The following is a 14,517-nucleotide window of genomic DNA, read 5'->3' on the forward strand; positions in this document are numbered from 1 at the left end:
AATTATATTCTATAATTTAAAAATTTCATCCCAATATTTTTTTAATTTTCCTGCACCTTCTTTGGTGTCTTTTTTTACCTTTTCCCAAGTATTCTTACCTATTTCTGTATAGCTAATATTTTTAGCAACAATCCAGGCTTGTTCCCAGGTTTTAGGTCCCATCCATTCTTTCAATTCCGGGGTAAGGCATATACGTACAAGATCGTGAGCTGGTAAATCTTGCATTTCTAAAGGATTATAAGCATCCGGATGGGTAGCAAAGGCAAAATCTTGAAAATGCCCTCCATTTAGTTCTATATTGGTATAAAAATTTTTAATATTTTCAGATAAAAGCATTCCATATTGATCATAAAAACCATTATTTTTATTATAATCTTCATTATATTTCGCAATATAGTTTTTATTAACCACTCCGCTTTCCATAAGCTCTTGTAATAAATTCATAGTTTTATCCAACCATTTTTTTCCCCCTTCGGTAAGGTTGGGTCTAAGTTTGGTAAAGGCATCGCAATATTTATAGCCATAACTATTTTCTGGCGTTCCAGAATAGATCATAAATGAATTCTTTTTTAACTTAGTAAACTTAGGATTTAAAGCATCTTTTCGTGCACGATTAGCTCTTATTTTTTCAACCTTTTCCCTACTCACATTAGGATATCTGCTTTCAGAGATTCGAGCTCTTCTTACTTCTGTTTCTTCACTGCTGGTTAAGGTTCCAAAAATTCTAAAATCACCATAATAATAAACAGGAGGAAAATGCATACAACTTTTGTGTCTATCAAAAAAGTCCATAACCCTACGGATATAATAATCTTTTCCTCCTAAAGATACAGATTTTGGAGTATAATTACAACTAGCCTTATGTCCGTATTGTTTAGGAACACCATAAACTATTTCTTGATCAGAAGTAAGTTTTATAGGTCCGTTGGAATTTAAGGTAAGCCTATCCGTATATATTGAATATTTTTCCGAAGTTTTGGTTATTTTTTTTCCTGCCCGTATTGTTATTTTACCTCCTGCCATTTTTAGAATAAATTAGATTTTTCACCACTATTATTATGGAAAGTTTCCTGAGCATGAAAATTCGTAGTTGTTTCTGTAGAACTTTGGTATTCCTCCGAAAGTTCTTGCAATTCTTTAGATTTCATATTTACACTACCTACGGAGTCCATATCAATATCCCCAGCAAACAAAGAGTACTGCATACCCACTTGGGTAGTAGCATTCATTCCTACCGAAGTAGTTTGGTTTTGCCCTGCACTAAAGTTCATGTTTTTTCCTGCACTCAGGTTTATATTTTCTCCTGCTGTTACCGAAAAATCCTTAGGTGCATCCACAGAAATAGATCCTTTTCCATCCATAAACCAGCGATTTCCACTCGGGTCTTCTACCAAAATACTTCCTTTACCTTCGGCATCATTAAACACAATCTTGGTACCACTTCTTGTCTCAATTACTTTTAAATCATTTCCTTCCGTATAATACCTTGCAATCTCCCCTCCGTTATAAGCCGTGCCCAGCACCACCGGAGCATCCGGGTTTCCTCCTTGGAAAGCCACCAAAACCGTTTCCCCAACTTCGGGGGTAAAATACGTTCCTTTGCCCGAACCTGCATGCGGTTGAATGATCTGCACCCAAGGGGTCTGGCTGTTTTTGGCTTTTTGCCAAGTAAACTGCACCCGCACCCTTCCCATTTTTTGCGGATCTTGGTTTTGGGTTACCACAGCATGCTGTACATCTGCTCTTGGGAAAGACCGCGAATTATAACAAGCAGGAACTACAGAATCTTTAGGCACACCCACAAAACGGTGTTCGTAGCCCAAACCATCTTCAAAACTATGTACAATTTCTAAAACCTTGTAACTCTCCGCAGGTACCTTACCATTTTTAAAAATCTGGTGCCCCGGCATCCAAACTTTCAACTTAGCAATATCGCCCACCCGAAGCGAAGGATTATTTCCACGAGCTTCCAAGCGAACCAATTCTCTTTTTTTTCTTATGCCTCTCTCCAAATCCATATCAAGCGCCATTCTTCCCTCTCTTAAATTGCTATGTCCGTAATGTGCCGTAGGAATATGGCTGGCGTACAAATCCTCAGAAACATTGTTTGCATATTGCTGAAAAGGATTCTCGCTATACTGCACCCTTTTAGAAGAAGATTCTACAACCAAAGATTCTCCTTGCTGAGGGTCGTACCCCGTAAGCCCAAAAGCTTGCGCCCCCATTTGCATAGATAAATCATAATCGTAAATATCTTCCCCTTCCATCAGCTCCACAATTTTGCTTCCCCAAGCAGAAAAAACAAACTGCTCACCATCATAATAAAAATATTCTCCAAACTGTGCCGCCAAACGTCTGATAAAAGAATAATCACTCTCGTTGTACTGCGATACATAAGAGATTTTATCTTTAAAATTAGCATTTATCCGAAACTGAACTAAGTTTTGCGGATAATGAGAGGCAATTCCATTCATAATTTCTTCCAAAGTGCGGTTTTCAAAACTTTCACAATGCGCCCCATTTTCCATTAAAACAGAAGGGCAGGCACCCGTTAAAACTATTTTTTTAACCCCCTCGTTCATCCCTGAGGAAACCCTGCTTACAATTCCGGTAAATATTTGTTGAGCTTTGCCAAATTGGTAGAAAATAAAGCTGATGCGTTTTCCTAAAATTTTTCTGGAATTTTCCAGCAAATAAGCCTTGTTTTCTTCAAATTCATCTGGGTCGCACCACAGCTTAAATTCATGGTTTTTAAAAACAGATTGTTTAATTTCTAGTTTTACATGGGTTTGATTAAAGCTTTCTTTGCCATTAATTAATATTTTAACAGAAACTAAAGAAGAGTTTTCAAATAGGTTGGATTTGCTACCCCCATAGGTAGGGATTTTGTGACTGATGTGACGAAGTCAATCTGCCTCTTCCTCGGTAAGCATTCGATTGCCGTCTCCAAATACGGGTTTCTTTGCCATAGTATTAGTTTTAAAAATTAATATTTAAACGAATTAGAATAAAATATATGTTTATTTATTACAAAGGTAGATAAAATACAAGAAGTTGAGCAAATTTTTATCTGTATTTTTTATAAAATTTTAGTGATGAATGTATTATTTTATACTAAAGACAGCATGGATAAGTGGTTACACGTACGATTAGCCTTGATACATAACTATTGATAAATTGTTTTTTTATAATTAACTTTGTACGTATGTTTAATGAATTTGGAAAAATTATAAAACTTACTACTTTTGGAGAAAGTCATGGCACAGCCATTGGCGGAATAGTAGACGGTTTTCCGGCAGGTTTACCGGTAGATTTAGAGGCCGTGCAAAAAGAACTGGATAGAAGAAAACCGGGGCAATCTAAAATTGTAACCCAAAGAAAGGAAGACGATAAGGTAGAATTTTTCTCCGGATTACTGGAAGGAAAAACTACCGGTCAATCCATTGGTTTTCTAATCCCCAATACCAACCAAAAATCTAAAGATTACGAACACAATGTGCAGGTTTTTCGACCTTCCCATGCAGATTTTACCTATACGCAAAAATACGGGATTCGTGACCATAGAGGAGGAGGGAGAACCTCTGCCAGAGAAACTGCCAACTGGGTGGTGGGCGGTGCCTTATGCAAACAACTGATTCCGGAAATTAAAATTCAGGCGTACGTTTCATCCATCGGTGAAATTCAATTGAATAAGCACTATACAGAACTGGATCTTTCTCAAGTAGAAAGCAATATTGTACGATGTCCGGAGGCACCCACGGCAGAAAAAATGATTGATTTGGTTTCCCGAATTAAAAAAGAAGGAGATACCATTGGTGGTACGGTTACTTGCGTAGTGCAGAACATGCCTATAGGTTTAGGCGAACCTATTTTTGATAAGTTATCTGCACGTTTGGCACAGGCAATGATGGGGATAAATGCCGCCAAAGGTTTTGAGATAGGAAGTGGGTTTGAAGGTACCCGATGCAGAGGATCCGAACATAACGATATATTTATAGAAGGAGGAAAAACCTTAACCAATCATTCCGGCGGCATCCAAGGCGGGATTTCCAATGGAATGGATGTAGTGTTTAAGGTAGCTTTTAAGCCTGTAGCTACAATTATGAAAGAACAATCCACCATTAATGAAAGGGGGGAAGTTTCTACGATACACGGCAGAGGAAGACACGACCCTTGTGTAGTTCCTAGGGCGGTTCCTATTGTGGAAGCCTTAACAGCCATGGTTCTGGCAGATTTTACTTTATTAAATAAACTTAGAAAAATATAAACACCAAGAATTGGCAAAACCAATTCCAAAAAATTACAATTCAATCAAAGTTATGGCACAAACAATAGATCTAAAATATTATTGGGAACAAGCAGTAAGCTATGATTCTTATAAAGAAATTATTGAAAAACAAGCTCAGGAAGGTATAAATAACGAGGAAGATAAAAACATCCAGAAACTGGCGGAATATACACGGTTAAATCTTAGTAGGATTCACAGGAACGACAAAACTTTAGTTTTGGAAGAATCTGTACTTACTATACTAAACAAACTGAATAAAAAGGTTAATATTCTGGCTATTTCTGAAGGTTGGTGTGGAGATGCTTCCCAAATTGTTCCGGTGGTTCAGAAGTTGGCAGAAAGTTCACCCAATATAGATTTTAAACTTTTCTTTAGAGATGCAGACGAAAAACTTATTCAGCAATATTTAACCAATGGGGGCAAAGCCATTCCTATTATCTTATTTATAGATGCTGAAACTTTTGAAGAAATGGCTCATTGGGGACCTCGTCCGCAATCTTGTGCACCCTTCTTAAAAAAATACAAGGAAAATCCTGAAACCTATACTCATGATGATTTTGCTAAAGACATTCAAGGATTTTACAACAAAGATAAAGGGCATGAAATTGCCAATGAATTAACGCAAATAATCTCTAAGATATAGTATGAAAATAAAACCTATTTACGTAGTAAATATAGTTTTTATAGCATTGATTATCGCTTTATTATTTACCCCTTTAAGGGGGTATTTACAAAAAATACAATCCTCAACCGCAGAAAGTAAGTACGCGAAAATAAGTCAATTAACTCCAGAACAATATAATATTGAACTAAAAGGTGTAAATACCCCGGATGTTAATTTTAAAGATTTTAAAGGCAAAAAAATTTTCTTGAATTTTTGGGCAACTTGGTGTCCTATATGTAAAAGCGAAATGCCAGACATTCAAACCTTGTACAATACTAGCAAGCAAGACTATCAATTCGTGCTTATATACATGAAAGATGACAGAAAAAAAGTAGAAGATTTTTTAAAAGAAAACTCATATACTTTCCCAGTTTATGAGGCAGTGAGTCCCATAGAAACCTCCTTATTGCCTACGGAATATCCAACCACTTTTTTAATAAAAGAGAATGGAGAAATTCAGGAAAAAGTCATTGGAGCCCGAGATTGGAAAAATTTGAAATTTTAATCGGTATCCAGATCAAATAGTAAAAAAAACGGTTATAAAAATAGTGTTGTTGAAAAAAATAGTATTTTTATGGCTTAAAAGATAAATTGTTACTCTTATGAAATTATTGCAAGGTTTAGGTGTAGCTTTAATAACGCCTTTCAATGAAGATGAAACGGTGGATTTTTCATCCCTTGAAAAATTAGTGAATTACAATATAGAAGGTGGAGTAGATTACCTAGTTGTTTTAGGCACTACCGCAGAAAGCGCTACTCTAAAAGCAGAGGAAAAGAGGGAAATCATTGAATGTATAAAACAAACAAATAACCATAGACTTCCACTTATTTTAGGGATTGGTGGAAATCATACCGCTGAGATCATACGCCAACTTCAAACCACAGATTTAGAAGCATTTTCTGCTATTTTATCGGTTTCACCTTATTACAATAAACCTTCCCAAGAAGGAATCTTTCAACATTATAAAGCCCTTGCTAAAAATTCCCCTAAACCTATTATAATATATAATGTACCTGGTAGAACATCTTCAAACATAGAAGCTACAACTACCTTACGAATGGCGAATGAAATTGAAAATCTATTAGGAATTAAAGAAGCAAGCGGTAACTTTTTACAATCCACAGATATACTCAAAAATAAACCTCAGGATTTTATATTAACTTCCGGGGATGATGAATATGCCTTACCCGTAACTTTAGCTGGAGGGGATGGAGTAATTTCAGTCCTTGGGCAAGCATTGCCCGAAAAAGTTTCTCAAATGATACGCTTAGGTTTGGAAAACAAGGTTCAGGATGCCTATCAAATACACTACCAAATACAAAGCTTAATTAGGCTTATTTTCGCAGAAGGAAATCCAACGGGAATCAAAGCTCTTTTAGCTTTGCAAGGAATTATTAAAACCTCAAATACACGTTTACCCTTAGTAAAAGCAACCCAACAACTCATGGATAAATTAAGTTCTGAATTAAAAAAACTTTAGATATAAATTCATTGAAAAAATGAATATACATCTCAATAGCAATATTTAACCCTAGTGGTTTAATCGTTTAATCTTTGCACTCAATAAACTAAAACCAATCATAAATCATGAACAAAGATTCTATTAATTCGTCCAACAGCCAAAAGTTAATGCTAATCCCATTAGTATTAATAATTTCCCTGTTTTTTTTATGGGGGATGGCTAATAATTTAAACGATATACTTATCAGCCAATTTAAAAAAGCCTTTCAATTAACCGATTTTCAATCCGGTTTAGTACAATCAGCTTTTTATTTAGGTTATTTCTTTTTTGCTTTGCCCGCTTCCATGGTACTAAGAAAATACAATTATAAAACCGGAATTATTATAGGGCTACTTTTATTTTCATTAGGGGCTTTTCTTTTTTATCCTGCGGCACAAAATGCTACTTATGGTTTCTTCTTATTTGCTTTATTTGTTATAGCCAGTGGGTTGGCATTTTTAGAAACAGCAGCAAATCCTTATGTAACCATATTAGGCTCACCACAAACGGCTGCTTTTAGGCTAAATTTAGCACAGGCCTTTAACCCTATCGGGTGTATCACGGGAATCTTAGTGGGGCAATATTTCATCTTCTCAGGAGTAGAGCACGACGAAGCTACTTTAAGCCAAATGTCTCCCTCTGCGATTGAAGCCTATTATAAATCTGAAATACATGCGGTTGAAACTCCCTATCTAGTAATTTCAACAGTGGCTTTACTATTTTCCATCCTGTTTGCTTTGGTGAAATTTCCTAAGATACAAGAACAAAAATCTGGAAAGAAAGATTCATTAATTTCATCTTTGTCTCATTTATGCAAAATCAAACATTTTAAATTAGCTGTTATCACCCAATTCTTTTATATGGGTGCACAAGTTTGTATATGGAGTTTTATGATAAGATATGCCAAGTTTTCCATTAATGGTATCAGCGATTTTGATGCGGCACATTACTTAACGTTTTCATTAATTGCTCTTACGGTTGGAAGATTTGCCGGAACCTTTTTCATGAAATACATAAAACCCAATAAATTATTGGCTATTTATGCTATCATCAATATTGTTCTGGTTTTCATTGGAATTAGCTCTCCGAACCTTACAGGAGTTTGGGCTTTAGTCGTATCCAGCTTTTTCATGTCAATAATGTATCCTACAATATTTTCATTAGGTTTAAACCAACTGGGGAATGAAACCAAAACTGCTTCTTCAATTTTGGTAATGGCCATTGTAGGAGGTGCAATATTAACAGCAGTAATGGGTTTTGTATCAGACATTACAAGCATTTCAATGGCTATGATAGTACCTTTGGTCTGCTTTGTGTTAATTGCCCTATATGGTCTTTACGGATATAAAGTAAAAAATAGTATAAAATTATAAACGAACTAGTATGATAAAAGCACGCATTGGAGCATCAATCCTTTCTTGGATACCGCCATCTTGGAAGGCAGATGCGGGATTGTATGCCATTCAGCAAGCCTCAAAATCAGGTTTTGATGTAATAGAAATCTTATTACCCAATTCAATGGATTTCGATGCGCATACAGTTAAAAAACAATTAAAAGACAATCATATTGAAGCTGTTTGTGGGTTAAATTTATCTAAACCTTATCATATTCCTACCCACCCTAAAGAGGCTATAAAATTAATACAACAAGCCATAGATAAAGCTGCTATTTTGGAAGTGGATTATTTAGGAGGGGTTTTACATTCTGCTATTGGAGTTTTTAGTGGAAAGCCTAGAACTTCAGAAGAAGAAACTATACTTTTAGAGGTCTGGGGTGAATCTGCAAAGTATGCGGAAAAGTTTAATATTAATATAGGCATAGAGCCGATCAATCGATACGAAAGCTACATTTGTAACCAAGCGGAGGATACGTTGCAACTGATAAAAAGAGTAAAAGCAACCAATCTTTTTCTTCACTTAGATACTTTTCATATGAATATCGAAGAAACCAGTTTTTATGATCCAGTGAAAAATTCAGGAAAATGGTTAAAACATATTCATATGACAGAAAACGATCGCGGTATGTTGGGAGAAGGTTTGGTTAGATGGGATGATTTATTTAAGGGATTGAATGAAATCAATTTTGAAGGAAACTTAGTCCTTGAAAATTTTTCTTCTTCGGTTGCTGGTATGGCTGAAGCGGTATCTCTATGGAGACCATCTAAATACAAGGCAAACGAATTAGCCAATAAAAGCCTTTCTTTTATAAGAGAAAAGATGGAAGAATTTAATAGGGAATAAAAATCAATTTTAAAAAATTCAATTATTGAATAATATTTAAATTAATTATAAGTTTAAATTCTTGAGCCTTTGTTTATTTGTAAATAAGATGGAAAAGGTATAACTTTGCAAGCGAATGAAAAAAATTATTTTTATTTTAACAGCTTCTACTTTACTATTAAATGTTAGCTGTGAAAAAAAATTAAATCGAGCATTAAAAAGTTCTGATAAAGGGTATGTGTTAAAAATTGCGGAAGAGTATGAACAAAAAAAGAAGTACCCACAGGCGATAAGTTTGTATGAGTATGCAAATAAATTAGTGGTTGGTACGGACGATGCACCGGAAATTGCCTATAGAAATGCACAATTAAATTATTTAGACGGAAATTATAGATTGGCTGCCCATCAATTTAAAACCTTTTTATCTACATATCCACAAGATAAAAGGGCAGAAGAAGCAGCTTATATGTCTGCCTTTTGTTATTATAAAGATTCTCCAGACTACAATTTAGATCAAGCCAACACAAAAAATGCATTAAAAGAGTTACAATCTTATATCAACAGATATCCAAATTCTGATAAAATTGTGGAATGTAACCGAATGATGGATGAACTCACCCATAAACTAGAGAAAAAAGCCTTTGAGAATGCCGTAACTTTGTATAAAATTACTGAATATAAAGGGTCAATAGTGGCTTTCAATAACGTTTTGGATGAATTTCCAGATACAAATCTTAGAGAAGAAATACAAATCTATTTGCTAAGAGCAAAAACGGAACTAGCGGTAAACTCTGTTCACCGTTTGAAGAATGATCGTTTGAATGATGCCGTTTTATCCTATACTAATTTTGTGAAAAATTTTCCACAATCGGAATATGTTAATGAAGCACAAAGATTAAAAAATCGTTTAGAAAATGCTAGAGAAGATTTTGATAGCAAAGAAAAAAACATAGAAGAGTCTAAAAATAAAAAAGACTCTGATAAAGAAAGAAAAAAAATAATTTAATATCCATACCTACTAAAAAATGAATTTGAAAGAATTAAAAGCGCCATCCAATACGATTACCTTCAATAAAGAAAATATTGAAAATAAAGTTGGAAACATTTATGAGGCTATAGTAATTATTGGGAAAAGAGCAGAACAGATCAATACTATTATAAAAAACGATTTAAATCAAAAGTTAGATGAATTTGCTTCAAACAGTGATTCAATGGATGAAATTTTTGAGAATAGAGAGCAAATTGAAGTATCTAAATATTACGAAAAATTACCTAAACCAACTTTGATAGCTATTCAAGAATGGTTAGATAATGAAGTTTATTTTAGAAAAACAGACGAGTAAATTTATTTTATGTCGGTTTTAATAGGAAAAAAAGCATTGCTTATAGTAACTGCTGGTATTGCTGCTTATAAAACCGCTTTTCTTGTAAGGCTTTTTATAAAAAAAGGGGTTGATGTACAAGTGATCATGACCCCAGAAGCCCATAGTTTTATAACACCGCTTACCTTAGGTACGCTTTCAAAAAACGAAGTTTATACAGAATTTTTTAGTACGTCCACGGGTAAGTGGAACAACCATGTTGATTTAGCTTTAAAGTCTGACTTTATTATTGTTGCTCCAGCAACTACAAACACACTTTCCAAAATGGCAAATGCTCTTGCGGACAACTTAGCATTAGCCACTTATCTATCTGCCAAATGCCCTATATTTTTTGCTCCTGCCATGGATTTAGATATGTATTTAAATCCTAGTAATCAAAAAAATATTAAGACTCTTCAAGAAAAAGGAGATATATTAATCCCTCCCAATTGTGGAGAGCTAGCCAGCGGTCTAGAGGGAGAAGGTAGAATGGCAGAGCCAGAGGAGATTGTTACTTTTATTGAAGAATCTTTTAAAAAAAATTCCATTTTCAACCATAAGCGAATCTTAATAACCGCAGGACCTACCTATGAGGCTATAGATCCGGTGCGTTTTATTGGTAACCATTCCTCAGGGAAAATGGGTTTTGATTTAGCCAAAGAGGCTGAAAAATTAGGCGCTGAAGTAATTTTAATCTCAGGTCCAAGCCATGAAACAATACCTTTATCAAGTTCAATAAAGCTAATAAATGTTACATCTGCTCAAGAGATGTTTGAATCAGTATTTCAATACTATGATGAAGTGGATATAGCTATAATGTCTGCTGCCGTGTCAGATTACAGAGTTGAAAAAGTATCTACTACTAAAATTAAAAAAGTAGAGGAAACTCTTCAGTTGAATTTAGTCAAAAATAAGGATATTCTTTTCACTATGGGAGAAAAGAAAAAAAATCAAATACTAGTAGGTTTTGCTTTAGAAACCAATGACGAGGAAGTGAATGCATTACATAAACTAAAGAAAAAAAATTTAGATATAATAATTTTAAATTCCTTGCAAGACCCCGGTGCAGGTTTTAAATCTAGTACGAATAAAATAACTATTTTTGATAAGAATAAAAATAAAACTTCTTTTAATTTAAAATCTAAAGAAGAAGTAGCTAAAGATATTCTTAATTATATATTCAGCAAAATATAAAATATAATTTACAATGAAAAAAATTCTGAGCTTTTTTATAGTTTTTATTGCATCTTTATCTACCTATTCGCAAGAATTGTATGCAGATGTAATTGTAAACTATGATAAAATTGCCGGATCCAATACTCAAGTATTTAATACCTTAAAAAAAGATTTAAAGGATTTTATCAATAATACTAAATGGACCGACGGAGGTACACTTTCTCTACAAGAAAGAATAAAATGTACCATTGGTATTACCATTCAAGAAAAAGTTTCCAATGAATTTAAAGCAACTATTTTCATTCAATCTGGAAGACCGGTATACAATTCCAACTATATCACTCCTTTATTAAATTTTCAAGACACTCAATTTAAGTTTACTTATAATGAATCTGAGAATCTAATATTTAATGAAAATAAATTTAGTGGCAAAAATTTAACGGACGTGATAAGCTTTTATGTTTATATGATTTTGGGCTACGATGCAGATTCCTTTTCAAGAAGAGGCGGAACCAAATATTTTGAGAAGGCAAAAAAAATAGCAGATAATTCTATCAATCAAGGCTATGATGGATGGAACACTTTTGAGGGACCAAAAACTAGGGGTAGTATAATTACAGATCTAATAAACAATAAATCCAATACACTTAGAGATGTATTTTACCAATATCATCGTTTAGGTTTAGACTTAATGGCGAATAATGAACAATTAGCAAAAAATAATATTGCAGAAAATTTGTTATCTTTAAAAGCCTATACCAATAACTATCAATTTTATCCCTTAGATAATTTTTTTATTGCTAAAAGAGAAGAAATAAAAAATATTTTTTCTGCGGGGCTACCAACAACTAAAGTTAATTTAGCAGAATTAAAGACCTTGTTGGAAACAATTAATCCCATAAATAGTAAAGATTACTGGAATCAAATTAAAAACTAAAGATTATGTTAAAACATTTATCAATTCGCAATTATGCGTTGATAGATCATCTTAATTTAGATTTACCTAATGGTATGATTACAATAACTGGTGAAACCGGTGCAGGTAAATCTATTATGTTAGGAGCGTTAAAATTAGTTTTAGGAGAAAGAGCAGATCTAAAATCACTTAAAAATTCGGATGAAAAATGTATCATTGAAGCTGATTTTTTAATTAAAAAAAATAATTTTTTATCTTTTTTTATAGAACATGATCTTGAATTTGATGATAATACAATAATTAGAAGAGAAATTTTACCTTCAGGCAAATCCAGAGCATTTATTAATGATAGTCCAGTTACTTTGGATATTCTTCAAAAATTGACCTCTCGTCTGTTGGATATTCATTCGCAGTTTGAGACTGCTCAATTATTAAATGAGAAATTCCAGCTAGATTTATTAGATCATTTTTCATCTCTACAAGAGGATAAAAATGAATATGAGAAAATATTCACACAATACCATTTAGAAAATAGAAAGCTACAAGAGCTAAAAGATAAATTGTTAACCGGTTCTAAAGACCAAGAATATTCAAAATATCTATTAGAGGAATTAGAAAAAGCAGAATTGGATGAATTGCAGTTTGATGAATTGCAATCTAATTTTAATTTAATGAAAAATTCTGAGTTTTTGGCTCAAATTTTATCCGAAAGTAAACAAATTATAGATAATGAAGATGTTGGGCTTTTACAACAAATTCAAGTTATTATATCTCGCATGGATAAAGCTTCCCAGGTTTCCATAGATGTAGAAAAGCTTTTAGAAAGAATAAACGGTGTAAAAGCTGAATTGCAAGATATTTCATTTGAAAGTGAAAACCTGCTTGAAAAATTAGAGTTTGACCCAATAAAATTTGAAGAATATAATCAAAAAATTAATCTTATTCATTCCTTACTTTATAAGCATAAAGTTTCAGATATTAAAGAATTAATAACGGTTCGTGATGATTTAGCCCAAAATCATTTAGATTTAGAACAATTAGAATCTTTAATATACGAATCAGAAAAAAAGATTGAAGAATATACTGAAATATTAAGTAAACAAGCCAAAATATTAAGTTCTAAAAGAATAAAAAATGCACCTATATTAGAAAAAAATATTTTAAAAATTCTTTCTAATTTAGGTATGGATAAATCACAAATTGAAATTAAAGTTGATCCCTTAAAAGATTTTACACCTTCTGGAATAGATAAAATTTCAATCTTATTTTCCGCCAATGTTGGTATGCCCATTCAGCCAATAGTCAAGGCTATATCAGGGGGGGAGCGTTCCCGAGTTATGTTAGCCATAAAAAAAATTATGGCAGAAAATGTGGAATTACCTACCTTAATTTTAGACGAAATTGATACCGGAGTTTCAGGAAGAATTGCTAATGAAATGGGTAAATTAATGCGTGATATGTCTAAATCCATGCAAATAATTACAATTACGCATCTACCTCAAGTAGCCGCTAAAGGAAAAGTACAGCTAAAAGTTGAAAAACAAGAACTTCATGGAAAAACAACTACTGGGGTTAGAAAGCTATCAGAAGAAGAAAGAATTGAAGAAATAGCCCAGTTAATTAGTGGATCCGATGTAACTGAGAGTGCTAGACAGCAGGCAATAGAGCTGTTTAAATAAATTATATTTTTATAATTTATATTCCTATTAAATTATGGCATAGAATTTTAATTAAATATTGAAATTTAAAATTCTCTTTTGCATGAAAAGATTCTTTATTCCTGTGATATTTCTATTCTCAATTGTAAGCTTCTCTCAAGAAATATACTCAGGAGAATATAATACTAAATTTTATTTGTTTTTAGGCAGTTACCAAGGAGTGGATATGAAGATGTTAGATACTATGCACAAAACTGTACAATGGATAAATATAGATAGTGCAAATTTAAATCAGGTAGGAATACTTTCTCCTGTTGATTTTATTAAAACAATATTGTCTAATCAATTGTATTTTCAAGTAAACAGTATAGAACAATCCCCATGGACTGCGCAAATTAAAGACAATTCCTTTTATATAAATGACTTACAGAATAATTTTACTAAAGAAATACCCATACATATAAATTTTAATGATCCTACTATATATTTATCCTTTGAAGATGATAATAAAAATCTTAAAGGTTCAATAAAAAGAATATCACAAGAAGAAAGCAACTCTTTATGTTCTTCTGAGGAAATTCCTTTATGGAAAACTACATTTACCTTCAATAATAGAACTTATGAAGGATGTACCTACATAAAGAATAATTAATTCATATAAATTTCTCCAAATGGATGAGAATAAGCAGTTAAAAATAATCTTTATTTTATATTAATTTATAACAATTTTTC

14 protein-coding genes are annotated in these 14,517 nt (G+C 32.9%); 12 read left to right on the top strand and 2 right to left on the bottom strand.

The features are described from left to right. Positions 1 to 9 precede the first annotated feature (9 nt). Together ETU08_RS09740 and ETU08_RS09745 are read right to left on the bottom strand one after the other, a co-directional pair. Complete coding sequence (locus tag ETU08_RS09740) at positions 10 to 1,023, bottom strand: hypothetical protein (protein ID WP_146262836.1); 1,014 nt, start codon at positions 1,021 to 1,023, stop codon at positions 10 to 12. A gap of 2 nt (positions 1,024 to 1,025) precedes the next feature. Next, entirely contained in the window at positions 1,026 to 2,693 is a 1,668-nt protein-coding gene (locus tag ETU08_RS09745) for a type VI secretion system Vgr family protein (RefSeq protein ID WP_185145315.1), read from the bottom strand. Positions 2,694 to 3,205: 512 nt separating this feature from the next. Here ETU08_RS09745 and aroC point away from each other — a divergent pair. The 12 genes from aroC to ETU08_RS09805 all read left to right on the top strand — a co-directional run bounded on the left by aroC (position 3,206) and on the right by ETU08_RS09805 (position 14,437). After that, positions 3,206 to 4,267: a chorismate synthase gene (gene aroC, locus ETU08_RS09750; protein ID WP_146262838.1), complete on the top strand. Its 1,062-nt coding sequence runs from the start codon at positions 3,206 to 3,208 to the stop codon at positions 4,265 to 4,267. A gap of 10 nt (positions 4,268 to 4,277) precedes the next feature. Beyond that, complete coding sequence (locus tag ETU08_RS09755; RefSeq protein ID WP_146262839.1) at positions 4,278 to 4,931, top strand: thioredoxin family protein; 654 nt, start codon at positions 4,278 to 4,280, stop codon at positions 4,929 to 4,931. 1 nt (position 4,932) lies between these two features. Further along, positions 4,933 to 5,457, top strand: coding sequence for a TlpA family protein disulfide reductase (locus tag ETU08_RS09760; RefSeq protein ID WP_146262840.1), 525 nt, complete (start codon positions 4,933 to 4,935; stop codon positions 5,455 to 5,457). A 97-nt stretch (positions 5,458 to 5,554) separates the two neighbouring features. Next, a complete protein-coding gene (dapA, locus tag ETU08_RS09765; protein WP_146262841.1) occupies positions 5,555 to 6,433 on the top strand; it encodes a 4-hydroxy-tetrahydrodipicolinate synthase in 879 nt (292 codons plus the stop codon). Between the two features lie 107 nt (positions 6,434 to 6,540). Then, positions 6,541 to 7,827 (top strand): L-fucose:H+ symporter permease, encoded by a 1,287-nt coding sequence (gene fucP / locus ETU08_RS09770; protein WP_146262842.1) that lies wholly within the window; start codon positions 6,541 to 6,543, stop codon positions 7,825 to 7,827. A gap of 10 nt (positions 7,828 to 7,837) precedes the next feature. Continuing rightward, positions 7,838 to 8,695, top strand: a complete 858-nt coding sequence (locus ETU08_RS09775; protein WP_146262843.1) for a sugar phosphate isomerase/epimerase family protein — start codon at positions 7,838 to 7,840, stop codon at positions 8,693 to 8,695. Positions 8,696 to 8,810: 115 nt separating this feature from the next. Next, on the top strand, positions 8,811 to 9,680 hold the full coding sequence (locus ETU08_RS09780) for an outer membrane protein assembly factor BamD (protein WP_146262844.1): 870 nt from the start codon (positions 8,811 to 8,813) through the stop codon (positions 9,678 to 9,680). A 19-nt stretch (positions 9,681 to 9,699) separates the two neighbouring features. After that, entirely contained in the window at positions 9,700 to 10,017 is a 318-nt protein-coding gene (locus tag ETU08_RS09785; RefSeq protein ID WP_146262845.1) for a DNA-directed RNA polymerase subunit omega, read from the top strand. 9 nt (positions 10,018 to 10,026) lie between these two features. Continuing rightward, positions 10,027 to 11,229, top strand: a complete 1,203-nt coding sequence (gene coaBC, locus ETU08_RS09790) for a bifunctional phosphopantothenoylcysteine decarboxylase/phosphopantothenate--cysteine ligase CoaBC (protein ID WP_146262846.1) — start codon at positions 10,027 to 10,029, stop codon at positions 11,227 to 11,229. A gap of 13 nt (positions 11,230 to 11,242) precedes the next feature. After that, positions 11,243 to 12,148, top strand: coding sequence for a type IX secretion system protein PorD (gene porD, locus ETU08_RS09795; RefSeq protein WP_146262847.1), 906 nt, complete (start codon positions 11,243 to 11,245; stop codon positions 12,146 to 12,148). 5 nt (positions 12,149 to 12,153) lie between these two features. Then, positions 12,154 to 13,806, top strand: a complete 1,653-nt coding sequence (recN, locus tag ETU08_RS09800; protein ID WP_146262848.1) for a DNA repair protein RecN — start codon at positions 12,154 to 12,156, stop codon at positions 13,804 to 13,806. Positions 13,807 to 13,888: 82 nt separating this feature from the next. Then, positions 13,889 to 14,437: a hypothetical protein gene (locus ETU08_RS09805; protein ID WP_146262849.1), complete on the top strand. Its 549-nt coding sequence runs from the start codon at positions 13,889 to 13,891 to the stop codon at positions 14,435 to 14,437. Positions 14,438 to 14,517: the final 80 nt, after the last annotated feature.

This window comes from Apibacter muscae (assembly GCF_007845635.1).
Lineage (GTDB): Bacteria > Bacteroidota > Bacteroidia > Flavobacteriales > Weeksellaceae > Apibacter > Apibacter muscae.